Annotated in this window: 17 protein-coding genes; 13 read left to right on the top strand and 4 right to left on the bottom strand. The window is 44.7% G+C overall.

Translation table 11 applies throughout. The features are described 5' to 3' along the window. The first annotated feature begins 20 nt into the window (after nt 1-20). Genes GQF63_RS05365 through GQF63_RS05345 form a run of 5 tightly spaced genes read left to right on the top strand, consistent with a single transcriptional unit; the run spans nt 21 to nt 6,877 of the window. Complete coding sequence (locus GQF63_RS05365; protein ID WP_160368088.1) at nt 21-1,478, top strand: S8 family serine peptidase; 1,458 nt, start codon at nt 21-23, stop codon at nt 1,476-1,478. Beyond that, complete coding sequence (locus GQF63_RS05360) at nt 1,459-2,196, top strand: hypothetical protein (RefSeq protein ID WP_160368087.1); 738 nt, start codon at nt 1,459-1,461, stop codon at nt 2,194-2,196. The genes GQF63_RS05365 and GQF63_RS05360 overlap by 20 nt, the downstream gene beginning before the upstream one ends. A 10-nt stretch (nt 2,197-2,206) precedes the next feature. Further along, complete coding sequence (locus tag GQF63_RS05355; protein WP_160368086.1) at nt 2,207-2,992, top strand: hypothetical protein; 786 nt, start codon at nt 2,207-2,209, stop codon at nt 2,990-2,992. Nucleotides 2,993-3,013: 21 nt separating this feature from the next. After that, nucleotides 3,014-6,250: a TonB-dependent receptor plug domain-containing protein gene (locus GQF63_RS05350; RefSeq protein ID WP_160368085.1), complete on the top strand. Its 3,237-nt coding sequence runs from the start codon at nt 3,014-3,016 to the stop codon at nt 6,248-6,250. Nucleotides 6,251-6,301: 51 nt separating this feature from the next. Next, nucleotides 6,302-6,877 (top strand): HmuY family protein, encoded by a 576-nt coding sequence (locus GQF63_RS05345; protein WP_160368084.1) that lies wholly within the window; start codon nt 6,302-6,304, stop codon nt 6,875-6,877. A gap of 46 nt (nt 6,878-6,923) precedes the next feature. Here the strand turns inward: GQF63_RS05345 and GQF63_RS05340 are convergent, their stop codons facing one another. Then, nucleotides 6,924-7,886: a helix-turn-helix transcriptional regulator gene (locus GQF63_RS05340; RefSeq protein WP_160368083.1), complete on the bottom strand. Its 963-nt coding sequence runs from the start codon at nt 7,884-7,886 to the stop codon at nt 6,924-6,926. Nucleotides 7,887-8,214: 328 nt separating this feature from the next. Between GQF63_RS05340 and GQF63_RS05335 the strand changes: the two genes are divergently transcribed. Further along, nucleotides 8,215-9,645 (top strand): amino acid permease, encoded by a 1,431-nt coding sequence (locus GQF63_RS05335; RefSeq protein ID WP_160368082.1) that lies wholly within the window; start codon nt 8,215-8,217, stop codon nt 9,643-9,645. Nucleotides 9,646-9,666: 21 nt separating this feature from the next. Continuing rightward, a complete protein-coding gene (locus tag GQF63_RS05330; RefSeq protein ID WP_160368081.1) occupies nt 9,667-10,362 on the top strand; it encodes a lysoplasmalogenase in 696 nt (231 codons plus the stop codon). A gap of 48 nt (nt 10,363-10,410) precedes the next feature. On the opposite strand, the gene asnB is transcribed toward GQF63_RS05330, so the two are convergent. Then, entirely contained in the window at nt 10,411-12,105 is a 1,695-nt protein-coding gene (gene asnB, locus GQF63_RS05325) for an asparagine synthase B (protein ID WP_160368079.1), read from the bottom strand. A 260-nt stretch (nt 12,106-12,365) separates the two neighbouring features. On the opposite strand from asnB, the gene GQF63_RS05320 reads away from it, so the two are divergent. The 5 genes from GQF63_RS05320 to GQF63_RS05300 all read left to right on the top strand — a co-directional run bounded on the left by GQF63_RS05320 (nt 12,366) and on the right by GQF63_RS05300 (nt 20,018). Next, nucleotides 12,366-13,016 carry an RNA polymerase sigma factor gene (locus GQF63_RS05320; protein WP_246163324.1) on the top strand — a complete coding sequence of 217 codons (651 nt, stop codon included), beginning with the start codon at nt 12,366-12,368 and terminating at the stop codon, nt 13,014-13,016. A 105-nt stretch (nt 13,017-13,121) separates the two neighbouring features. Next, nucleotides 13,122-14,294, top strand: a complete 1,173-nt coding sequence (locus GQF63_RS05315; RefSeq protein ID WP_160368077.1) for a FecR family protein — start codon at nt 13,122-13,124, stop codon at nt 14,292-14,294. Between the two features lie 87 nt (nt 14,295-14,381). Beyond that, a complete protein-coding gene (locus GQF63_RS05310; protein WP_160368075.1) occupies nt 14,382-17,762 on the top strand; it encodes a SusC/RagA family TonB-linked outer membrane protein in 3,381 nt (1,126 codons plus the stop codon). A gap of 12 nt (nt 17,763-17,774) precedes the next feature. After that, entirely contained in the window at nt 17,775-19,166 is a 1,392-nt protein-coding gene (locus GQF63_RS05305) for a RagB/SusD family nutrient uptake outer membrane protein (protein WP_160368074.1), read from the top strand. 12 nt (nt 19,167-19,178) lie between these two features. Then, nucleotides 19,179-20,018 (top strand): cyanophycinase, encoded by an 840-nt coding sequence (locus GQF63_RS05300; protein WP_160368073.1) that lies wholly within the window; start codon nt 19,179-19,181, stop codon nt 20,016-20,018. A 351-nt stretch (nt 20,019-20,369) separates the two neighbouring features. On the opposite strand, the gene GQF63_RS05295 is transcribed toward GQF63_RS05300, so the two are convergent. Further along, nucleotides 20,370-22,208, bottom strand: coding sequence for a UbiD family decarboxylase (locus GQF63_RS05295; RefSeq protein WP_160368072.1), 1,839 nt, complete (start codon nt 22,206-22,208; stop codon nt 20,370-20,372). A 62-nt stretch (nt 22,209-22,270) separates the two neighbouring features. After that, nucleotides 22,271-23,140 carry a Rossmann-fold NAD(P)-binding domain-containing protein gene (locus tag GQF63_RS05290; protein WP_160368071.1) on the bottom strand — a complete coding sequence of 290 codons (870 nt, stop codon included), beginning with the start codon at nt 23,138-23,140 and terminating at the stop codon, nt 22,271-22,273. A gap of 242 nt (nt 23,141-23,382) precedes the next feature. Here GQF63_RS05290 and GQF63_RS05285 point away from each other — a divergent pair, with 242 nt between their 5' ends. Beyond that, nucleotides 23,383-24,621: a deoxyribodipyrimidine photo-lyase gene (locus GQF63_RS05285; RefSeq protein ID WP_160368070.1), complete on the top strand. Its 1,239-nt coding sequence runs from the start codon at nt 23,383-23,385 to the stop codon at nt 24,619-24,621. Nucleotides 24,622-24,701 lie beyond the last annotated feature (80 nt).

Raw genomic sequence — 24,701 nt, 5'->3', positions numbered from 1 at the left:
ATCCAACAAACACAAACCAAATGATTACTATAAAAAATATACTTGCTGCAGCTTTGGCACTTGCATGCCTTTCGACTAGTATGTCTTGCCGAAAGGAATTAAATGCGTATGGCACTTATGTAAACCAACCAGATCCGGATCCGGAATACGGTGAGGCTTTATTGGTTTATTTTAAGGATAAAAACCAAAAAGAATACAGCATAAACAAGGCTTCAGCCTTTCTTAGCGAACGTGCTATTAAACGTCGTCAAGATCAAAAGATCGCTATCGATTCCACGGACTTACCGGTAAGTCCTACCTATATAAAAGAGTTATTAAAGCATACCAATGCCAAGCTGTTAAACTGCTCGAAATGGTTGAACTATGCGGTTATTCACCTTCCAAAAGATTATAAGGAAGTGAGTTCGATCCAGAAACTAGCAACTGTAGCGAAAGTGAAATCCTTAGGTATTCACCGTGGTTATGAAGAGCCGGTTATTCCACCGGTTATCGATGATAACATCCTCGATAGCAAGGTGAGCACAGCCGAATTAGATAAAATGGAAGTTTCACAAAGCACGTATGGCAATACCTACTTCTTGTTGGAACAATACAACGCCAATTTCTTACACGAGCAACACTTCTATGGTAAGGGCAAAATGATTGCATTAATGGGTATTGGTTTCGGTTACATTAATGAAAAGGCCGAAATTGCCCATTTACTTAGTGAGAAGAAAATTGTAGACACCTATGATTTCCTGTTCAACCGCAGCGATTTGCGTACAACCACGCATAAGGGAAATAATCAATTGGCATTAATGGCAGCCTTAAAGCCGAATCATTACATCGGCCTATCTCCTCGTGCTGATTTTGCCCTCTTCCGTACCGACCAACACGGTAACCAAGAGCCTTTCTTTGAAACCAGTTGGGTAGCAGCATTAGAGCGTGCAGATAGCATCGGCGTTGATATCGTCAGCTCATCTCAGGTGTATGGCATTAAATTTAATCAGCCTGAGTTTGATATCACACCCGAAACTACCGATGGCCGCGCGATTAGTAGCCTTGCTGCCGATGCAGCCTTTAACAAAGGGATATTGACGGTGCAAATGCAACCTCAAAAATCAGGTCCATTGAATTTTACCTTGCCTCCAACGGATGCTAAGAACATCATTACCGTAGGAAATATAGATAGAAAGAATAAACCGATCTATTCAGCGATTAACAAGCCTACCGCCGATGGACGTATCAAGCCTGAATTAGGGGCCTTATCTTTTGACATTCCCGTAATCTACGGTTATAGCAATTCCTACAGCTCGGGAGAAACCCCGCCAATTATTGCGGGTTTAATCGCCTGTTTATGGGAAGCCTTGCCCGGAAAAACCGCTAAGGAAATTAAAACCCTGATTCAAGAAACCGCCAGCCAAGCCGATACTCCAGACAACAAGATAGGCTATGGTATTCCAAATTTTAAAAACGCATATGAAAAATCTAAAAAATAATAGCCTTCGCAAAGGCCTGCACTATGCTGTGGGTGCCATGCTGTTTACGGTGATTGCTGCATCTTGCCAGAAAAATGGAACCAGCGATATCGATTTAAAATCGCATAAAAGAACGGTTATAGATTATGTATTGGACCATGAAACCATGTATTTGGTGAAATACAAATTCCAATACAACAACAAATACCAGGTTACCAAAGTCTTCCGTGGCGAACGCTATGCAGAAGATTTTCAACTGCAATTAATCGCAGAAAGCCATTACGATCCGAAGAACAACACGGAATTACCTGACTCCGTATCCACCTTCAACACCAAAGGTTTTAAATCTGGGGTCATCTTAGCGCAGGATTTTACCCCTGTTGTGGAAGAAGAGAAAGGCGCAAGCTATACCTGGCCAACGCGCAACAATAAATTGTTAACGGTGGCGGGCGGTAAATTTGCCTTGGCTGTAGCCGGTAAAAAGGTAGACTGGGCCGGAACAGGCCATATGGGCTCGGGAAGTACCATCAACATGATGCACTTCTTGAAATACTTAAACAGACCAAACCTTCGTGACAGCATTCAATTGTATGTGCAGCACAAAACAGATGGCACCAAACGTAATTTTGACGATTTCCGCATCAAGTTTAACCCTTCCGGTTATCCGATTGATATGGGCTTCTATGATGCCATAAATGCCGATTACGAACAATTAAAAATTAATTACCGCGAAGAATAATTCCAGTTTTATGAAATTTAATACAATTACTGCGCTCTTACTCTCCTTAACCTTAGGTAGCAGCTTGAGCTCATGCAATAAACAGGTAGCCTTTGAACAAACTGACCGTTTGAGCATTGCCAAAAACTTCAACTTAAATGAAGTGCGCAACAACCAAGGCGAATTGTTAGAACAATATAGCTATAACAAAGATCAGCAGTTAAAAGAAGCCTTATTATTTGGCGGCGACAGGTTTACGTTCCGTTACAACAGCACGGCCAACAAACCCATTGCCTTCAATGATTACCAATGCAGTTATGACGCGCAAGGCCGATTGACCCTTGTAGAAGGGCCCGAGCTTTCAACCGCCCGTATTCAATATGGCCACAATAAAATAGAGGTGATTCAAACCACCCGCACCATTGTACCGGGTCCGAGGCCTACCCTTTCGGATACATTAACTTTTTTATTGGATGACAAAGGCACGGTCATCAACGCCACCTTGTTGCCTAAGAAAATAGCCTTTGAATTCCGCTATGACCATAATAAAAGTCCTTATTTCCGTTTGAATGAAGCCTTGTTCCCGGTATTACTGGCATACCCGGTGAGTGAGTTTTACGGCCAATTGGCGGGTTTTATATCCAATAAAAATGTGCAACGCATTTACCAAAACGGTATCAATGTGAGCACCAGTGTTGAAAAACCATTAGTAGAGGATTTTAGCTATCGCTATGATCATTTCAAATACGATGTCCCGACTTCCAGCAATTCTTATACGGGTCAGGGTTCCGAACGCCGCTATATATACAGTGAATAATTAAAATCCATAATGTTAGTCATGACAAAAACGAAAATCCTCTATATCACCATTCTCTTTATCCTGTGCATTCCGCAGGCCTGGGCACAACAAATCCTGCAAGGTCGCGTCGTGAATGAATACGGCACCTTTTTGCCGCAAGTTCAAATTACAGATGCCAAGGAAGGTTTGTTGGGAAGCACCAACCTAAAAGGAAGCTTCCGCATTACGGTTAGTGAATTCCCTTGTACCATAACCTTTAAAAAAGCAGGTTATGAGGTTAAAACCTTAACCGTAGAAACCAGCGAACTGCTAAAGGTGGAATTAGCCAAGCAATCGGAATCGATTAGCGAGGTGTATATCCTTGGCCAATCTAACCACGACAAGGCCTATGAAACCGCCCATTTAGATGGTTCCAAATTAATCAACAGCTTTGAAGCCAACCCGATTAACAGCTTACGTGGTCGTGTTGCCGGTTTGCAAATGACCGCAACAGCAGGTGGTGTTACCTCCGGCAGCGGCATGGTTATCCGGGGTCAGAAATCCCTTGTGGGTTCCAACCAGCCTCTTATTGTTATCGATGGAATTCCTATTGAGAACGAAACCTCAGGTGCCAACCAAAACGGTGGCCAAGACTGGGGAAATGCCCTTAAAAACTTGAACATGTATGATATTGACAATGTACAAGTATTGAAAAGTGCAGCCGCAGCCATTAAGTACGGTTCCCGCGGGATGAATGGGGTTATTGAACTCTACACCAAAGGCAACAACAGTCCGGAAGGATTCACTGTTGAAACCAATTTAGGCGGTAGTTTCGGGAAAGCATTCAGTATGCCTGAATTGCTGAACAACGAGACGATTCAGTTAATTAACGACAATCGATTAGCCTGGCTATCTACAGCCAGCGATAAATACTACAACTCGTTTGATGTAGCAAACTCGCAGGTTGGTAATATCGCTGCTAGCTATACCAACGATCGTACGAAACTTCGTTTATCTTACACCGCAGATTATAATAAAGGAACTTACGTACGTAATACCTTGGATAAAAATAACCTGATGTTAAGAGCCAATCAATTATGGACGAAGAAATTCCAATCGGAATTGGGGCTTATTTATAACAACAGTACCTCTCGCAATGCGCCTAGCATTGGTGCGCAGAAATTTGCGTCCCTAGGTCGTACGTTTATGGAATATCCGGTAGATTTTGCCGCAGCCTCAAACAACGATCCCTTTGAAAGTGAATCGGCATGGCATTTATATGGCCATCAGGCGAAGAAGTCTGGGGATACCTTCCGTGCCTTCTTACAGAACAGCTGGCAGATTACCGATGATTTGGCGTTTAAATTCGGCGGTAATTACTCCGATCAAAATACCCGCACCCAAGAATATGCTGGTGGTTTCTTCGAGCGAATGTTGGGTAACCAAAGTATTTTCCACCAAGAAAATGCCTACCGCAATAGAGCCAACGAAACCGGAAAAGACTGGATGCTAAAAGGAGAATTCAATTACCGTTTAGCATTAGAAAAACAGCAGTTTCACGCTAGTTTAGGCTACGATTACTGGCAAAGTGAGGGCGGCATTAATGGCCAATCTTTTGTGCCAAATGACGCTAACTTCCATATTTTCAAAAATGGCGGTGAAAAACAAGCGATCAAGAAGTTTGAAGGTGCTGAGAACATGCGTTTATTGAACCAATTCACGATTCAGCATGCCAACCAAAAAAGCATCCACGGTGCACATTTATTGGTGAACTACCAATATGGCCAAAACTTCTATGCCAATGCTGGCACACGTGTAGATCAGGTCAAAACCCTGAAGAACATCAGTAAATTAGGGAATTTAACCCAGGTGTATCCTAGTTTCGGGCTATCCTACCTTTACGGTTCTGCCCTTCAAAACTGGTTAAAACTACCGGAAAAAACCTTGACTTACGCGAAGTTACGCGCAAACTGGGCCTACACCGGAAATGTAACGGGCTTGTACCATTACCAATCTGCAGTAACGGATGATTTAGAATTACCTTACCCGGGCTTAAAATCGGTGTACAAACCTTATTACAGCAATTCTGGGACTTGGGGATTACGTAATTACCAGACAGGATTCTCGTACGAATATGCCAGAGAGTTGGAATTGGGTACCGATGTTAGCCTTTGGTCTAACCGTTTAGATTTGCACTTCACCTGGTACCAACGCACCATCGATAATTACCTATACGACATGATTAGCCCGTTAGAGCAATTTAACAAACCGCTACGTGACGTACATGCGAAAGTAAGAAACCAAGGTTTGGAGATTTTAGTTCACGCCGTTCCGGTGCAGAGCAAATCATTCAGCTGGCACAGTACCTTGAATTTGGCGAGAAACAACAATAAGTTCTTAGCTTTAACCAGCCAGTCTACGGCAGACCTTTCCAACTTAGGTAGCCAAAACGACGTGAGCTTAGTGGCTTCTGTAAATGGTAACTTCGGTAATTTATTGTCGAGCTATGCACCTAAGACCAATGCGAAAGGACAAGCTATTTTGAACAGTGCGATGGAGTATGTGCCGGCAGGTGAAGCAAAGGTTATTGGTAATACTTTACCGAAATGGATTGCAGGTTTTGAAAATGCATTGACCTACAAAAACTTCCAAGTAACGGCCTTGTTAGACGCTAAAATCGGCGGCGATATCTACTCCGGTACGCATGCCTTATTATACCAACGTGGCGTATTGGCCAATACAAAATTTGGCCGTTCCAAAGAATTAGGTGGGGTTGAGCGTAAAATTGCGACCTTCCAAGAGAATCCGGAATCCGGAGAACTGGAAACCATCTATAAATCTACGTTCGATGGAATCATTCCGCAAGGCGTTTTCGACCAACAAGTATACTTGCATGGCAAAGACGTTTCGGGATTATCCTTTGAAGAAGCGCGTAAATTAATTGGTAAAGACGCCAATGGCGAATACATCTTGCAACCATTAACAGCCAGCGACTACTACGAAGGTTTCCATGAGCGTGCCGGTGTTCGCGACCGTTCTGTATTTGAAAACACGTATATCGCGCTTCGCGAAGTTAACCTTGGTTACCACCTTCCATCCGCTTTAGCAAGAAAGTGGTTGCATGCTGAAGCTGCTCAAGTAGGTTTGGTAGGTCGTAACCTTGGTTATATCTACAAAAACTTACCTTATCATTTGAATCCTGATGGGTTCTACAACAATAAAAATGGAGGATCCTTCGAATATGCATCCTTATTGCCTGTTCGAACCTTCGGTATGTTTGTAAAAATCAATTTCTAACTCTTGAAAGGGTCAAGGATTATCCTTGGCCCTTTCTCCATTTTAAAACATATGAAAAACCAACAAATGATTTTCTTCTTTCTGCTCTTATTTGGATGCATGGCCAGCGGCTGTTCGAAGGATAGTCCAACCCCTGCACCCCCAGCAATTGGAAAGGAACAGTATGTTCGCGATTTAAATAACGGTACCTCCGTTACGGGAAGACCGGAAGGCAATGCCGCTCCTATTTACTTCAGCCTACAGGAAAATAAAGTGATGCAAAAAGACGATAACTGGGATATTGCCTTCTCCGGACTTGCGAATACGCAGATTATTAGCAACAGCAAAGCAAATGTTTGGATGGAGGTGCTGAACAGCCCCTACGATAAAAGCCACAGCAAACCTTCCTTGCCTTTTAATCAATCGACCTCAGGAAATGTTGCCTATGGCGAACAAGGCTGGTATATATACGATGTATTGACACACGTGATATCACCAGTTAAAGGAAAGACTATTTTTGTGAAAACAGGAAATAATAGGGTATTCAAAATCATGATGGTCAGTATCTATCAGGGTGCTCCTGAATTTCCAACCAAGGAAGATCCGGTCACTTTCCTGCATTTTAAATACCAAGAGCTTTTCTCTTAAGGCCATCCCCATGCTGCGGATCCCTAGAAAGGGAGTTCTGCAGCATTTATTCCTTGATATCTACCGGGGATACCCCATAATACTTCTTGAAAGCACTACTGAAATTGTTCTGATGGCCATAGCCGGTTAGGGAGGCAACCTCATAAACGGGAAGACGTTCAACCAAGAGATAGGCCTTGGCCTGCTCCATCCTGATCCGGGTGAGATAATCATGGATCGTCATGGAAAAGTAGCGTTTAAAATCCTTGCGTAATTTACTTTCGCTGGTCAGCACCTCGGCCGCAAGCTCCTTTTGTGTCGGCGGATTACTGATCCGGTTATCTAGAATACCCTTGGCTTTCTCCAATCGCTGTATATCTTCCTGGTTGAAAGGCTCCGAAACGCTGGGTGCCTGCTCGAAATACTGCTCAAACTGATACATCAACAGACTTAAGATTCGCGATTCGGTATGCAAGCGGCGTATTTCGCCAAGCTTCCGACAATCGACCAATTCCGCTATAGCCTGTTGCATCTCAAAGGTAGCACACTGATCTTCCTTCGCGTAGGAAACATAGCGACCCCGATCAAGCTCCTTGATAAAGTTGCGATGCAATAGGGATTCCCGCTTAATCAGGTTCAGGTAATAGGATTTGGATAATACCGCAATAAAATACGTGTACTCGAAACCTTCCCGTACTTCCTGTACCGAATTGAAGGATGGAATATAACGGATGTTATGCCGACTACGTTCTTGCTTCCGACTGGCATTCAAAGGCCTGTAGAATATAAACTGACTCGTTACCGCTTCGCCCTCAATTTCTGTCTGAAAATGAACAGGTTTGGCAAAGTTCATTCGGGATTGCAGGATAAATAATCCGCTGGTGGACAGCTGGAAGTTCTCCATTTCAATGGATCCTACATTTATTTTCGACCTATTTTCAATCAGTGGATTTTCTGGTATATATTCATCAAGTACCTCCTCGACGAAGAGCCACTTATTTAACTCTAAAATCTTACTTTTAACTATCATAGCACATTTCGCTCCTAAGCTATCTTACTAATTAAAACAACATGTTTCAAAGGTAAACAATATTATTTATAATCATTCTAAATAAGTAAAGAATATGAGGAAAATAGCCTAAGGGTAGGAACTTTTCGGCAGCGCAATAGGATGTATCTCGCTGTATATGAAGCTTTAACCCTGATTACTCTGTTTTAACCATTGTCACAAGGCCAATTTATCCCTGGAATGTATTAATATTTAAAAGGAAAAATATATCTTGCAACCTATAAGGGGTAAAAACTGGAGATAGATTCCCCATTCGAGCTATTTACGTTGCCATAATTAATCTAATATCGTGCAAGAAAATAAGGACAAAGAACTAAAAAGAGGCTTAAGTAATCGACATATACAGCTTATCGCCTTAGGAGGTGCCATCGGGACAGGCTTGTTCCTCGGCGTAGGGCAGGCTGCTATTCTAGCCGGACCATCCGTTATCCTAGGCTATGCGATCGCTGGGTTGGTCGCATTTTTCATTATGCGACAATTAGGCGAAATGGTGGTCGAAGAACCGATATCGGGTAGCTTCAGTTCCTTTGCTAATAAGTATTGGGGGCCTTTTGCAGGCTTCGCTTCCGGCTGGAACTATTGGATCTTGTATATCCTGGTGAGTATGGCGGAACTAACCGCTATCGGCAAATACGTACAGTTCTGGTGGCCGGAAATCCCATTATGGGTATCGACGCTGTTCTTCTTTTTCCTGATTAATGCGATTAACCTCGCTTCCGTCAAGGTGTATGGGGAAACGGAGTTCTGGTTCTCCATTATCAAGGTTGTCGCGATTATAGCGATGATTATCTTCGGAGCTTACCTGCTGATCTCCGGGAATGGCGGCGAACGGGCCACGGTAGCCAATCTCTATAACGACGATGGCTTTTTGCCCAAGGGCTGGCTCACTGGTGACTCTTCTGTAGGTTATCAAGGCTTACTGGCCGCGCTGGTCATTATCATGTTCTCCTTCGGGGGATTGGAATTGGTGGGTATTACGGCGGCTGAGGCTGAACATCCGGAAAAAAATATCCCGAAAGCTACCAATCAGGTGCTATGGCGGATATTGGTGTTCTACGTGGGTGCCTTATTTATCCTATTCTCCCTGATGCCTTGGCGCTCCATTACAGCAGATACCTCTCCTTTTGTGGAAGTATTTGCCACCCTCAAAGGCTTTGAATTCGAGCTGTTCGGAAAGACCTTCTACTTCACGAGTATTATTGCAAACGCCCTGAATATTATCGTATTAACAGCGGCATTATCTGTATACAACAGTTGTGTTTATAGTAATTCAAGGATGTTATTCGGATTGGCCGAGCAAGGCAATGCGCCGAAGTTCCTGAAGAAGCTGAATGCAAACCACTCGCCAGTGAATGCGATCTTGGTATCGGCGGCCATTGTGGCTGTCACGGTTATTATCAACAAGGTTATTCCGGAGGAAGCATTGGGTATCCTGATGTCCTTGGTGGTATCCGCATTGATTATCAACTGGATCATGATTACCCTGACGCATATGTTCTTCCGCAAGAAGAAAGATGCCGAAGGTATTAAAACGAAGTTCCCAACCATCCTATACCCCATCAGTAATTACTTTAGTTTGCTGTTTTTATCGGGGGTATTGTTGATGATGTGGTTTACAGGTTTGAAAATATCGGTAGAATTGATTCCGATTTGGCTTGTTATTTTATTTATCAGTTATAAATTAGTACAAAGAAATAAAGCCAAACAGCCACAAGAATAAGCGAATAGCCGTTTAATGCCTATGAAGAAAGTTATTCCGCATCTTCTATTTTTGCTTGTATTTGCTGTGCAATTGTACAGCATCCATAGCTATGCAGATGAACTCCGGATGCTGAGCAAGGTCTTGATTTGTCCGGTGTTGATCGGCTTTCTCTGGTTAGAAACTCGCTTATCCACTAGCTTTTACAAGCATATTGCCATCGGGTTATTCTTCGGTTGGCTTGGCGATATCTTCCTGCTTTTTCCCGATTACTTCTTGTTCGGACTTGGCGCTTTCCTAATTGGACATGGGTTTTACCTCTTTGCCTTTCTCGAACAGTTCAAGAAAGCCGATATGCGAAGGGATCGATTCTTGTACCTGATTACGATGGTTTTAGCCATCTATTCGTTGTATCTGTATCAAATATTGGCCCCAAGCTTGGGGGTAGAGAAATACCCTGTTATTTGCTATATCTTCCTGATTGCCTTGATGGCGGTCTTTGCGTATGGCCGTCGGCATAGGACCAGCATGGCAAGCTTTATAGCAATTTTCTTTGGCGCCCTCCTCTTTGTCATCTCAGATTCCATCCTTGCGATTACTAAGTTTGTGGCCTATGTCCCCAATTCAGGGCTAATGATTATGCTGACTTACATGTTGGCGCAATACGGTATTAGCTTAGGAGCCGTATGGCATAAAAGCTATCAGGAGAAGCTATCCAGCACCGATAACCGCAATTAAAAAAGAGGCAACAAACTGCTACCTCCCTCCCAATTTAAGCATATTTAACTAAGAACATGATGCTGATTGATGGCTCTTTTCATAGCTATCCTGATGGACAGAAGCCACAGCACGTCCTGATGGATCGTTAAGGTTTTGAAATGAGGCATCCCATAATAAGGCTTCCGGGGTACTGCAGGCTACGGATTTAGCCGATGGCACGGTCAGGGCAGCCGCTTCCGAAGGGAAGTGCGATTCAAAGATGCTCCGATACAGGTATTCTTCTTTATTTTTTGGGGTATTTTGTGGGAATCGGCTTGCGGCGGTTTCAAATTCGGTATCTGTAACCAGGCGCTCCGCTTGTTCTTTCAGGGTATCGATCCAGGAATAGCCAACACCGTCGGAGAACTGTTCCTTTTGTCGCCAGGCGATACTTTCCGGCAGATAATCCTCGAAGGCTTTGCGTACGACCCATTTTTCCATGCGTCCGTTTTTAATCATTTTATCTTCCGGATTGATGCCCATGGCGATATCCATAAACTCCTTATCTAGGAATGGTACGCGTCCTTCCACGCCCCATGCGGCAAGTGATTTATTCGCACGCAGGCAGTCGTAGAGGTAAAGTTTCTTTAATTTTCGGACGGTTTCCTCGTGGAACTCTTGCGCATTCGGCGCTTTATGGAAATACAGGTAGCCCCCGAATAGTTCATCGGAACCCTCTCCGGATAGCACCATTTTAATACCCATAGATTTAATCACCCTAGCCAAGAGGTACATCGGTGTAGAGGCACGTATGGTGGTCACATCGTAGGTCTCTAAATGATAGATGACGTCACGGATAGCATCCAGACCTTCCTGAATGGTGAAGTTCACCTCATGATGAATCGTGCCGATATGGTCTGCAGCTTTTTGCGCAGCAATCAGATCCGGCGATCCTTGCAAGCCCACCGCAAAGGAGTGCAACTGCGGATACCAGGCTTCTTCCTGATCTTGACTCTCGATACGCTTAGCCGCAAACTTCTTAGTAATCGCCGCGATGACCGAAGAGTCCAATCCACCTGACAACAAAACGCCGTAAGGCACATCCGACATCAATTGCCGATGCACAGCCTCTTCCAAACCTTCACGCAGGGTTTCCAGGTCGGTTTTCGCCTGCGCTACGCTAGCATAGCTTTCCCAATCGCGGCTGTACCAGGCTTGGGGCTCCATGCTTTCCTTGCTATACAAATAATGTCCCGGAGGGAATTGCTGCATTTCCACACAGAAGCCTTCCAAGGATTTCAATTCAGAGGAAACAAACAGCTGTCCGAATTCATCCTTACCATAATACAAGGGAATAATCCCCATATGGTCACGAGCAATCAAGAAGGTATCCGAACGGCCATCGTAAAGGGCAAAGCCAAAAATACCATTCAGTTCTTCGATAAAAGCAGGACCTTTCTCCAAGTAAAGGGCCAATACCACCTCGGAATCGGAAGCTGTAGAAAACTGATAATTAGGGAGCGAATTTCGTAGGTTTTGATGATTATAGATTTCCCCATTTACTGCTAACACCACTTGTCCATCCGGGCTGAACAAAGGTTGGCTTCCAGACTTCGGATCAACGATCGCTAAGCGTTCATGCGCCAGGATAGCGCGCTCGGCACTGTAAATCCCCGACCAATCCGGTCCTCTATGACGGATTCTCTTGGCCATCTCCAAGACCTGCGGTCTTAATGTTGCCGATGGCTGTTTTAAATCAAATGCACCTACGATTCCACACATAAAATTTCAATTTTAATAGCTTTTAATTCTTTTTATTTAATGAATGACACAAAGTAAATAAGAATAAAATTAAAATCATAATATTTTTCATTTTTTATTGAAATAAACATAATATTAATAATGTTTATTTGATTATTTAGCATTCATTATCTATTTTTATTGAAACTAACACAATTTAAATAACTCATTCTACAAGTTGAAAATCTTGAAAAATCAAGTAGAATAAAATTGTTATCTTAGTTCGCTAAGCGCGTTATAGTATGGCAGGAAAGCAGCCTACTATTAACGCGAAGATTATGAAGGAGATGCCTCAAGCCATGCCATATGACCAGTTATTAATTGCCTTAGCGGAAGGGAAAGAACAAGCCTATAAGCAATTATTTCAACAATATTGGTCGCATATTTATGGGGTCGTGCTCAGCTTGGTTAAATCCAGGGAGCAAGCCGAGGATATTTCGCAGGAGATCTTCACCAAGCTCTACCATAATCGGCAGCAACTCAAGGGCGTTCAAGACCTGCAAAGCTACCTATTCATCATTGCCCGCAATACTAGCATTGATTTTCTACGGAAGAAAGTCCTGACTACGGCCAACCTGGAAACCCTGATCGGCTATTTCCAAGATCCCCAACCCCTACCCGACGGCCTTTTAGAATATAAGGAATTGGACCAGAAACTGAAGGATGCCATCGCTCAATTGCCGACACAGGTGCGCGAAGTATTTATCAAAAGTCGCGTGGAAGGCTTAAGCCATGAGGAAATTGCCAAGGAATTGGGTATTTCAGTCTTCTCGTCCAAAACCTACGTCGTGCGGGCGCTACAACGCATCCGTAAGTTCATGGAATCCCATGATGAGCTAGCGATGCTGCTCCTATTGGCCAGTCTTGTGGCCCAACAGCAACAATTTCACTAAAAATTTCATTTTAACTGTATTCCTCCTTCCTTCCTTTGCGTCTTTACCCCTAAGGAGGCAAGAAAGCTATCAACCCATTGCTTCCCCTACCTACAAAACCGGATTATGAATAAGAAAGAAACCATAACCAAGCTCTATCAGCGCTATCTGCAGGATGACCTCCATGCCGAGGAACTCATGACCTTCCTACAGCTTGTGGAAGACCCTGCAAATCAGCCTATATTGCAAGAACTTATTGGCCAATCCTTTCAGGATTTTCAAGCCCAACCTTCCCTTTCGGATAGCGAAGAGGCCTTTACCCGTTTTAAGAATCAGGTGCTACAGCAGCCTGCGCCGGACATATTGCCTATACGCACGCGCAAACCAAGCTATTTGAAATGGCTACCTTATGCCGCGGTGCTACTTCTTGGCTTAGGATTTACCTGGTTATTTTTTCAGCAGCGGCAAGGCGTAGAAACTAAACAGATAGCCAATCAAACCCAGCAAATGGATATTGCTGCCGGAGCTACGCATGCCATTTTAACCAGCGGCGATGGAGCACCCATAGCCTTAGACAGCAATAGCATGCTCGAATTGGCATCCAACCAAATACTCCTGAATAAGGACACCCTCCAGCGTTTTCATAAAGTGGTATGGCATACCCTGGAAACGCCACGCGCTTCGGAATATAAATTAACCCTTCCCGACGGTAGCCGCGTTCATCTGAATGCCGGTTCCAAGCTGCATTTCCCTTCGGCCTTTAGCGGGTCTATTCGCGAGGTGCGATTGGAAGGAGAGGCTTATTTTGAGGTGGCCCATCAGGCCAATCAGCCCTTCCAGGTGCTTTCGGCAAACCAGCAAATTGAAGTGCTAGGCACTTCCTTCAATGTTTCCGCCTATGCAGAAGAAGCTTTAAGAACCACCTTGGTAAGCGGAAAAGTAGCGGTAAAAACGCCTGCTGGCGAACTTTTCTTAAACCCCGGTCAGCAAGCGGTATGGGCAAAAGGCCAGCTGAGCAAGGCTGATGTTGATGTGGAAGAAGCCATTGCCTGGGCACAGTCCAGAATTGTGTTTTCCAAGAAAAACCTGCAGCAAATTACCAAGCAGCTGGAACGTTGGTACGATGTAGACTTTGTCTTTGCAGATAACCTGCAAGACTTAAAAACGAAAACATTTTCCGGCAATATCGCCCGCTCCAGTAGCCTGGCCGAAGTTCTGAACATAATTACACTAAATCACAGCATTAACTATAAAATAGAAGGGAGAAAAGTCTATGTCCTGAAAACTACCAAACATTAAATTTCCGTAACCCCCATGCTTCGGCCCCTTCAAAACCAAGGTCAGGCATGATAACCTAACAAAATACTTAACCTAATCAATTCACAAATGAAAAGAACGTTGCTCATTAACGTCAAGGAAAGGAAGCGCAGCACGCTCATCAGCGGGCATAAGCTATCCCTTACCTTATTCCTTTTATGCTATGCCTTACTTGCTTTTTCAGGCTCTGCACAAACCATCAGCCTGTCGGCCAAGCGCACGACGGCAGAGAAATTATTAAAGGATATCCAAAAACAATCTGGCTATAATGTGTTCTATGATGATGCCCTAATCGAGCATATCCGCATTGCCGATATCAACCTAAAAAATGTATCCGTAGGCCAGGCTTTAGCCGCTATTTTCAATGGTACCGGCATCCAATTCACGGTAAAAAACCGCGATATCGCGATTGTCGGTAAGAAAGAGCTCCTCGCTGGCCATAACGAACACGCGCAACAAAGCCTTTCCGGCCAGGTGTTAGATGCCAAAGGCAATCCTTTAGCCTTTGTAAGCATACGCAACAAAACTACCGGCGCAACAACAAGTACCGATAGCCAGGGACGCTTTCAAATCAGTGCCGCCCCAAGACAGGTAATCAGCCTGAGTTTGGTAGGCTTTAAGTCGCAAGAAATCACCCTCAGCAACCTGCAGAACCTTACGCTGCGCATGGAAGAAAGTATCCAAGCCATTGAAGATATCGCCGTAACAGGCTATACCGCCTACGATAAAAAGCTTTCCAGCAGTGTAACCACAACTGTACAAGCCAAAGACATCAATCAGGTGGCCGGCTTAACGGTAGATCAGATCCTGCAAGGCCGCGTACCGGGCATGAGTGTCATCTCGAGCTCTGGCCAACCGGGTCAAAGTGCAGCGGTCGTTATTCGCGGTGTGGGTAGTATCAACGGTTCCAACACGCCCCTTTATGTATTGGATGGGATTCCGATTGAAGCCGGTTATATGCAAACCCTTAACCAAAACGACTTCGAGAACGTAGTGGTATTAAAAGACGCTTCGGCGACCGCCCTTTATGGTTCTCGTGGTGCCAATGGCGTGGTTTTATTAACCTCCAAAAAAGGTAAGGAAGGCAGCCTACGCGTGGAATATGCCTCGCAGTATGGCGTAACAACCCTAAGCCGCCCGAACTTTGAAATGATGAACACCAGCGAACGCTTGATTTTTGAAGAAGAAGCTGGGGAGAAGTATGGCAAAAACTACGGCCCGGGCTGGACTTACTCGCCTAAAAACCCGAAATACATCAATGGCACCCAAGCCTTTAGAGCGCGTGCCGATCAGATTCTTGACAGCTTACGTGGCATCAATATCGACTGGCGCGACCAGTTTTTTAAGAACGGAAGCTTTGTAGAGCAGCAAGTATCCTTTACCGGCGGAACCGATAAGGTGCGCTACTACAATTCCTTAAACTTCTATAACCAAGACGGCGTAGCCATCCGTACCGGATTAAAACGCTTCAGCTTAAAAAGTAATTTAGACTTTGGTAGTGACAAACTTACCGCCAACTTAAACCTTGGTTTAGGCTATTCTAAATCGCAATTCACCGAAGGTGAAGGAACCACCAGCGTAGGTACTTCCATGGCATCGGTTTATTATGCCCTTCCTTATGAGTATCCTTACGCGCCCGATGGCACCTTGATCCATTTTGGTAACGAGTCTGATTATTTTATTTTAGATCAACGCGAAGGTAGCGCCGGCTTAGAGCGCCTTTTCAACTCATCAGACAAAAGTGCACAGTTAAAAACCATCCTTGGCGGATCGATCAGTTACCAGATTTTGCCGACATTGAAGGTTTCAACACGTGCCGGTGTGGATTACCGCAACTCGAACCGCGTGGTATTTATCAACCCTGATTCTTACTACGGTAGCCGTAAAAACAGCAATACCTTAGGCGGACAAGGCCGTTTATCGCAGTCAAATCCGCAGAACTTCAACTTGGTTTCAACCACAGGCATTACCTACAACGAAATCTTCAATCAGGTTCACGACTTCGAGGCTTCTGCTTTTTATGAATACCTCTACAACGATTACCGCAACTTTGGGTTCAATGCCTATGGCATCGATGGCCGTTTGCCGGAAACGCCTGCCGGCGTAACCAATGGTAGTGTAGATTTTATGCCGAATATTTTAGGCGGCAAAACAAAATCGGCCCTAACTTCCTTTATGGGTGTGGCACGTTATTCTTACGACCGTAAATATACCTTAACAGGAAGCTACCGTTACGATGGTTCCACCAAGGTGGCGCCTAAAAACAAATGGCATGGCTTCTATTCCTTGGGTGCCAACTGGAACGTGAAAGAAGAAGACTTCCTAAAATCGGTAGATGCCGTACAAACCTTAAACTTCCGTGCCTCTTATGGTTCAACGGCGAGCCCTTATGCGAATGATTTCGATTACTTAGCCACCTATGGTCTGCTATCGGGCTATGGCGGTGGTAGCGCCATTGCCCCAACGGAAGCCGGAAACGAAGACTTCGACTGGGAATACATCAATGAATTTAACGTAGGTATGGATTTAGGGCTGTTTGAAAACCGCTGGTTAAGGCTATCGGTGGACTACTACAATAAAATCACGAACAACATGTATATCCTACAGCCTGCACCGGGCACTTCAGGTTTCGAGGAACTGAGATTAAGCACCGGAAAAATGGGCAATAAGGGTATCGAGTGGGACGTGAATGCCGACATCATCCGCGGCGAACGCTTTAATTGGAGCTTAGGCTTCAACGGTAGCTATAACAAAAATGAGATTTTACGTGTATCCGACTTCGCCGACGAGTTCGAGGATGGCGATACCCGCATCATCAAAGTGGGCCATGCTTATGGCACCTACTATGCGCCACGTTGGGCAGGTGTGGATACCCAAACCGGAGAACCACAGTACTTGGATAAAGATGGCAACATCACAAAAACTTACAATGCCGCTACCCAAAGTGTTCCTTTAGCTGCTGGCATGTATCCAAAATGGACGGGCGGTGTGCATACGCAAGTATCCTACCTGGGTTTTTCGGCCTCGGCTCTAGTTTCTTTTGTTGCCGATGTTGACCGTTGGAATAACGAGGATTTCTACAATGAAAACCAGCGTTATGCCACCTCAAACCAAACCAAGCGCATGCTGTATAACCGTTGGCAAAACCCGGGCGATGCTGGCGACAAAGCCATCTTACAACGCTTGGATATTCCGCGGGTGTTTACCTCAAAAGATATTCAAGACGCCTCCTTTATCCGTTTACGGAATGTACGCTTAAACTACACATTTGATGCAGACGCCTTAAAAAACATCAAGCTGATTAAAGGCATCCAACTCTTTGTTCAGGGTCAAAACTTATTTACCTGGACAAAATGGCGAGGCTTAGACCCGGAAAACAACCAGGTGTATGGCCGTTTCCAGTACCCGAATTCGAAAACCTTCACCGGTGGATTAAATGTTAACTTTTAAAGCAGGCAAACCATGAACTATCTTAAAAATCAACGAATCGTGATGCTGCTGCTTATCTTAGCGGGGCTCAGCAGCTCATGTACTAAATTAGACTTAAGCCCTACAGATACCATAGACCCTACAAAGGCCTTCCGCAATGCGGAGGACGTGAACATGGGGATATTGGGTGTATATAACTTAATAGATAACGATTTGGGCGAATTAAGCTCAACCGTATCCGATGAAAACATGTACCCGATTGAAAATACCGTCGGCAACTCGGATGCCTTCCGTTGGACCTATACCGGAGCGAACGGATCGGTAACCAGCTTTTATTACCAAAGCTACCAAGCTATAGACCGGGCGAACCGCGTATTGGCGGGTATGGAAAAACTAAACAATACCGGCGAAGAGGCGCTGCTAAACCAGTATAAAGGTGAATTATTGGCCTTACGCGGCTACCTTCATTTTGAATTGGCCCGTGCCTATGCTTCGGGCTATGAAGCCGGACAAATGGGCATGGCCTATATGACGGTTTCGGAAATCAGCTACCCGGCTCGCGAAGATTTCATGAGCTATATAGGCAAGGTGAAAGCCGATTTGCAGGCTGCAAAACCTTTGGTTGAACCTGGCCTTAATAAGGTTAACCGAATCAATAAAACGGCCGTTGCAGCCATTCAGGCAAGGGTGGCCCTGTATGAAAAAAACTGGCCCGATGCCATTACCTATTCTTCCGAGGTCATCAACAGCTTACCCTTAGCAGCACGTGCGGAATTTAAAGACATCTGGACAGATAAATCGAACAAAGAGGTGGCCTGGAAATTAAGTCGACCAGTGGGTACCGACCTTTCCTCCATTGGCGCATTCTATTTCCGTCAGTCTGGCGGGTATGTGCTCCTGGCGCCTTCGTTTAAATTGATTAACAGCTTCGATGTAAACAACGACATCCGTTTTACCGCCTATATACAGCACGATCCAAATCGCCCTGGCAATAAATCAAAATACCTGGTGAACAAATTTGCGGGTAGTGCGGCCAATCCGGGTTTAGTGGATATTAAATTGTTCCGCACCGGGGAGATGTACCTGATTCGTGCCGAAGCCAAAGCGGAAAGCCAAGGCGATGCCAATGCCGATTTAAATGCGCTTAGACAGGCAAGAATTGCAGGCTATAGCCCTGTAAACCTGACTAACAAAACGGATTTATTGAATGCGATTGCGTTAGAGCGTTTCAAGGAATTAGCGTTTGAAGGGCATAGGTTTTTCGATTTAAAACGCCACAAAAAGAATGTAGAACGCTTAGATGAGGATGTGGTGAATGCATCGGGTGCCAAAACGTTGACTCCTGCACAGGCGCAGTACAACCTGCCTTTACCAAACTTGGAGGTGCAGGTGAACAAAAACATTAAACAGAATCCTAATTATTAATATATAATGCTGATGAAACGTATTTTCTGCCTGCTGTTGGGTATCGGAATCATGACGGGAGCCATGGCGCAAACGAAAGTGCCAAAAGGCAAGTTGTTTATTATTGGTGGCGGCGATCGTGGCGAAGCCTTGATGAAAGCCATGGTCGAGGAAGCCGAATTAAAACCGAGTGATTACATCATGGTACTGCCGATGGCCAGTGGTATTCCGGAAGAGTCAGTAGAAGCTATTGCCGGCCAATTCCGGGAGGTAAGCCAGAACAGCATCCGCAGCATTAATTTTACCCGTAAGATGGCGAGCGATAAAGTATTAGTCGACTCCGTACGCCATGCCAAGCTTATTTTTGTTACCGGTGGCGATCAGAACCGCTTTATGGACGTAGTGAAGGCAACGCCTTTGTACGATGCGCTGCACCAAGCCTATGCGGCGGGTTCCCTCATTGCCGGAACGAGTGCCGGAGCGGCTATTATGAGCGAGAAGATGATTACCGGGCACCCCGCAAAAGTGACGGAAAGCAAGAACCCTTTTGCCCAATTAACGGCAGGATTGGTGGAAGTTGGCGAAGGTATGGGCTTTTTGAAAAGTGCCATTATCGACCAGCATTTTATTGCCCGCAGCCGGTATACCCGCTTGTTTTCTACCCTAGCCGTTTACCCTAAATTAGCAGCGATAGGTGTAGATGAAGGTACGGCCATGCTGGTTTCCGGCAACCAGGTAAAGGTGGTCGGCGATGCGCAGGTATTGGTGGTAAAAAACCCGAAAAAGCTGAAAATTGCTAACAATGGTTATGTAAGTTGGGAGCATGCAGACTTCGGACTTTATCAGCAAGGCGAAAGTTTTAAGCTGAAATAAAAATGAAAAGGGCTACTGAAATAAGGTAGCCCTTTTTTATACAACTACCCCTCAACCCAAACGACTAAATACTAAATACTAGGTACTAAATACTAGCTACTAAATACTAAGTACTACCTGCTAAATACTATGTACCAACTTCTGCATTCTCCCTTTCCTCTCCCCTTTCACATCCCTTTCACACCCGTATCAATCCCCTTTGCAAAGGGCTTAGCAAGGGCGCAGAAAAAGGAGAAAAAAGCAGCAGCTAGGCGAGAGCCATGGCGCATATCCATCCCATCTAAATAGCGGCAATAAAAAAGTTGGCTACCCAGTATGGGCAGCCAGCTTCATAAACATGCAAATAGCTTATTAAATGATACCATGCAGCGAGCCGCCTTTGGCTCCCAACTGGTCTACACGTTTTTCTACGCTTGGGTCTTTAATTAAATCTGGCGCATGATGAGGTTTTCCTCGGGCATCAATAATAACCGGACCATAACAACCCCAATGTTTAAAGTTGTTAAAGCTGTCGATGCCATAGATATCATATGCCGGGTTGCTGCGCGTAAAAGTTACCCACACAAAGTTATTGACATTGGCGGCTACAAATTCCGCATCATCCGCCAAGACGATACAGGCAATCCCTTTCCAATCCATCTCTTTTGCTGCGGCTGTCCAGGCGGCCAAGGCTTGTTTCTCTTCCTCATAGCTGCTGAAGGCTTTGCCATCGATCACAAGGACCCCCGGAATGGCCAATTTCGCATGCTGAAAAGGTCGTGGCAAGCTGAATCCGGCGGGCAGGCTGCGCGCCAGTTCCCGCTTTTTCTCCCCCACGGCGGCAAAGGTAACTTTGGATCCGGCATTCAATCCATCGCCGGAATAATCCAGGGTATCGATGGTGGTATTGGTTTGAAAATGCAGGTCGCGACTCAGATCGATGCGTTCAAAAATATGGGTAAAGAAGCCCGTAACATCATGAATATCTAAGGCTGGATTATCTTGGTAGGCCGAAATAAACAAGTATTTCGCCAAGCTAAGCTGATTGGTACCGAATATCTGGTTTGCGATAGTCAGCACCTCTTGCGGTCTTTCCACCTTTTGGTACGGCGTATAGCGTTCGCTACCAATAGCAAACAATAAAGGGTGAACCCCGGCGGCATCTACCGCATGCACGGCATGCAAGCCATTAATCTGCTGTGGAATGGCCTTGCCTGTTATTTCGTGAATAAGGGCACCAAAGCTGGTATCTTCTTGCGGCGGGCGCCCCACCACGGTAAACGACCAAATGGGGTCTTTACGGTGGTACACCTTATGCACCTTCATTAAAGGGAAGGGGTGAATGAGGGAATAATACCCGATATGATCGCCAAATGGACCTTCCGGTTTATTTTCATTCGGGTACACTGTTCCCGTAATGACGAAGTCGGCATCAGCAGAAATACAGAAGCCCTCCTCATCATAAAAATACCGGAAACGACGGTTGCCCAGTGCCCCGGCAAAGATCATCTCAGAGAGACCTTCCGGAAGTGGCATTACGGCCGACAAGGGGTGTGAAGGTGGCCCACCCACAAATATGCTCACCTTTAGGGGCTTGCCCAATTGGTTGGCTTTGGTTTGGTGCACCCCAATGCCGCGATGCAATTGGTAGTGTAAACCTACTTCCTGATCGGGAATATAATCATTCCCCGAAAGCTGGATCCGGTACATGCCTAAGTTGGCATGCATAATGCCCGGTTGCTGTATATCTTCGGTATAAACTTGCGGCATGGTGACGAAAGCACCACCATCCATCGGCCAGTTCACAATCTGGGGTAATTCTGTGATTTTGGTTTGTCCATATAAAATGGGTGCTGCAGCCTTTTTCTTCCAAGGCAGCGCCCCTAAGGCCACCATGGAGGAGCCTGCATATTGCAAAGGCTTTTTCAGCACCGACATGGGGTTCATTTTCACATCCACCAGGCGCTTCACATGTTCTAGGGAGTCGCGGAACATAAACTTCGATCGATCTAGCGTACCAAAAAGGTTTGACACCGCGGGGAACTTCGAACCTTTAATATTTTCGAAGTATAGCGCTGGTCCTTGCGCATCATAAACGCGCATATGGATAGCGGCCATTTCGAGGTAGGGGTCTACCTCTTCCTTAATACGTATTAAATGGCCATGTCTTTCTAAATCTACGACGCAGTCGTGTAAGCTTTTGTATCCCATATCTTCAATATAGACGAAAACAAATGTAGGCTAAATCGATCGATAAAGGAAATTTTAAGGGCCTAGTTGCCGATAATCACTTGGTCTAATGGGGTGAAAGAAAAGAGGATAATTTGCTTCCAATTGGAATTGTCAATCGGGTATTCTTTTTTCATCAAGCGTTTAAACTCCACCAGGTCTTCCCGATGGATATGGTAAAACTTCTTGTAGCACATACTCATGATAAAATGGGGCAGCTTGATGCTCTTCACCGGGGATTTGGGAAAGAGCGTTTTACGATACAAGCGAAACATCTCCTGCACCGTGAGGGTGCGGGGCCCTCCAATTTCTATTTGCGTGTTGATGAAATTCTTATTCCAATCAACATTATAGATCCAACGCAGCAGATCTAAGGCTGAAATGGGGCTAAACTTTACATTGGCAAAGCTGGAATCGTAGGGCAGGTACTTACTTTGCAGCAATTGGCGCATATAGCGATCCAGCACGCTATCCTTGCCGATAGCCAGGTTTTTAAGTATAATCGTAAAGGTAATTTCGGCTTTTTCCAGAATCGAGCGAATCACCGATATAAAGGGCTTATCCATTAACCGGGCAATGTATAAAAGGCGTTTACCACCATTTCGCTTCGTTAACTCGATGAAATTATTCAGCGTGATGACTTCCATATTTAAATTGACCATCTCCCCTAGTTCAGGAACATGGGTGATATAAATGGCTAAATCTAATCCATTATCGATATTAAAATCCTCGTATTCACTGCCTTTGCGCAGCAAATCAACCTTATTCAGTGTAGCTGTTGGCTTTTCGCTGATTTTCGATTTGAATAAATCCAAGTCTCGAACAATTCCATGTACATGGAAATCTTCCTTGTGCAAATGACTAATGGCCCGCTTCCCTAAGTAGGAATTCAGACCTGAAATAAGTACTTCCATCAATCCTCCTTCAAATACATAACCCTAACATTAATCATAATTTCATTTTATTTGCCCTCTCTTGAATGATTAAACAGTGAAACCTTTTCGAATGTTTAGTGAATTTCTTTTTTTTACAATTGCCCACGCTACAGCTTTCCCTAATATTGTCTACAAGATGTAAAAATACGCTTTTAAACAGGCTGCAATGAAGGTAATAATTTATATTTGTTCAAATTACAATTAGTTAGGGGATTATAAAAATGGGTAAAAAAGTTGTACTGGTATGGTTCAGGAATGATTTACGTTTGCATGACAACGAAGTTTTAGTGGAAGCCATTCATAAATCTGACCTGATTATTCCTGTTTACTGTTTCGACCCACGCTATTATAAAGTCAATAAATTCCAACAAAAGAATACCGGTATTAACCGCACCTGTTTTCTTTTGGAAACGGTAACACAGCTCAAGGCTAAATTACAAGAACTCCATAGTGATTTAATGACCTTTGTGGGTTACCCCGAGGAAATTCTCCCGCAGTTATGTGCGAAGTATGAGGTCGATGAAGTGTACCATCATCGGGAAGTCGCACATCGGGAAACCTGGATTTCGGAATTGGTGGAAGCGGCCTTGTGGGAAAACAAAATAAACCTGCGCCATTTCATCGGACATACCCTCTACCACAAAGAAGACCTCCCCTTCCCGATTAAAGACATCCCCAATAAATTCAACATCTTTCGTAAAAAAATTGAACGGGAAAGCACGGTAAGGAAGCCTTTGGAGGCCCCACAGGAAATTCATTCCCCCCAACACTTGGAGCATACCGAGATTCCGGGACTGGAAGAACTGGGTTTTTCAGCGGAAGACATACAGACCGTTGCTGGAAAGTCGTTCGACGGCGGTGAGGATGCCGGCATGGCCAAATTGCAGGAAATATTAAACCCTGACTATAACGGCGTGCAGAATTACACCCTGATTTCGCCCTATATTGCTACGGGGGCTTTATCGCCCATGTATGTCTATGCAGAGATGCAGCATTCGAACTTGCACCTGAACAAGAAACGCTTCGACCGCTTGTTGACGGCCCTGCTGTGGCGTGATTACTTCCGCTTTATGCTCAAGAAATATCCAAACGTATTTTTTAAGCCTTCTGGCTTGCTGGAAGACCTGGAAATTTCCGAAGAAATGGAGAGCGAGAGCATCAACAATTGGAAAAACGGAACCACGGGTGAAGAACTGGTGGATGAGGCTATCTTTAGCTTACGCAAGGATGGCAACATTACCTACGGCAATAGGAAACTCTTGGCAAGCTACTTTACCCAGCAGATAAGCCCGAACTGGTTGGTGGGTGCTTCCTTCTTTGAAGAACATTTGCTAGATTACGCTCCAGCATCCAATTATGGCTACTGGTCGCACATTGCCGGCGTAGGCACAAGCGATAAGGAAAACACCGCCAACAAATGGCAAGACTTAGCAAAAAAACTAGAAACACATAAATTATAAATCATATTTTAAATTCGTAGAATTTGGCTATATTAGTAGGATGAATAGGTTTTTTATTTAAAATCGACATTTAATTTTTA

Origin of the sequence: Sphingobacterium humi (assembly GCF_009768885.1) — a bacterium.
GTDB lineage: Bacteria > Bacteroidota > Bacteroidia > Sphingobacteriales > Sphingobacteriaceae > Sphingobacterium > Sphingobacterium humi.
The sequence above is the reverse complement of the archived record's forward strand: the minus strand, read 5'-3'. Positions and strand labels throughout refer to the sequence as shown.

What these genes read in the sequence shown, in the direction of transcription:
- GQF63_RS05365 (WP_160368088.1), top strand. Translation starts at nt 21, where the DNA reads ATGATTACTATAAAAAATATACTTGCTGCAGCTTTGGCACTTGCATGC.
- GQF63_RS05360 (WP_160368087.1), top strand. Translation starts at nt 1,459, where the DNA reads ATGAAAAATCTAAAAAATAATAGCCTTCGCAAAGGCCTGCACTATGCT.
- GQF63_RS05355 (WP_160368086.1), top strand. Translation starts at nt 2,207, where the DNA reads ATGAAATTTAATACAATTACTGCGCTCTTACTCTCCTTAACCTTAGGT.
- GQF63_RS05350 (WP_160368085.1), top strand. Translation starts at nt 3,014, where the DNA reads ATGACAAAAACGAAAATCCTCTATATCACCATTCTCTTTATCCTGTGC.
- GQF63_RS05345 (WP_160368084.1), top strand. Translation starts at nt 6,302, where the DNA reads ATGAAAAACCAACAAATGATTTTCTTCTTTCTGCTCTTATTTGGATGC.
- GQF63_RS05340 (WP_160368083.1), bottom strand. Translation starts at nt 7,886, where the DNA reads ATGATAGTTAAAAGTAAGATTTTAGAGTTAAATAAGTGGCTCTTCGTC.
- GQF63_RS05330 (WP_160368081.1), top strand. Translation starts at nt 9,667, where the DNA reads ATGAAGAAAGTTATTCCGCATCTTCTATTTTTGCTTGTATTTGCTGTG.
- asnB (WP_160368079.1), bottom strand. Translation starts at nt 12,105, where the DNA reads ATGTGTGGAATCGTAGGTGCATTTGATTTAAAACAGCCATCGGCAACA.
- GQF63_RS05320 (WP_246163324.1), top strand. Translation starts at nt 12,366, where the DNA reads ATGGCAGGAAAGCAGCCTACTATTAACGCGAAGATTATGAAGGAGATG.
- GQF63_RS05315 (WP_160368077.1), top strand. Translation starts at nt 13,122, where the DNA reads ATGAATAAGAAAGAAACCATAACCAAGCTCTATCAGCGCTATCTGCAG.
- GQF63_RS05310 (WP_160368075.1), top strand. Translation starts at nt 14,382, where the DNA reads ATGAAAAGAACGTTGCTCATTAACGTCAAGGAAAGGAAGCGCAGCACG.
- GQF63_RS05305 (WP_160368074.1), top strand. Translation starts at nt 17,775, where the DNA reads ATGAACTATCTTAAAAATCAACGAATCGTGATGCTGCTGCTTATCTTA.
- GQF63_RS05300 (WP_160368073.1), top strand. Translation starts at nt 19,179, where the DNA reads ATGAAACGTATTTTCTGCCTGCTGTTGGGTATCGGAATCATGACGGGA.
- GQF63_RS05295 (WP_160368072.1), bottom strand. Translation starts at nt 22,208, where the DNA reads ATGGGATACAAAAGCTTACACGACTGCGTCGTAGATTTAGAAAGACAT.
- GQF63_RS05290 (WP_160368071.1), bottom strand. Translation starts at nt 23,140, where the DNA reads ATGGAAGTACTTATTTCAGGTCTGAATTCCTACTTAGGGAAGCGGGCC.
- GQF63_RS05285 (WP_160368070.1), top strand. Translation starts at nt 23,383, where the DNA reads ATGGGTAAAAAAGTTGTACTGGTATGGTTCAGGAATGATTTACGTTTG.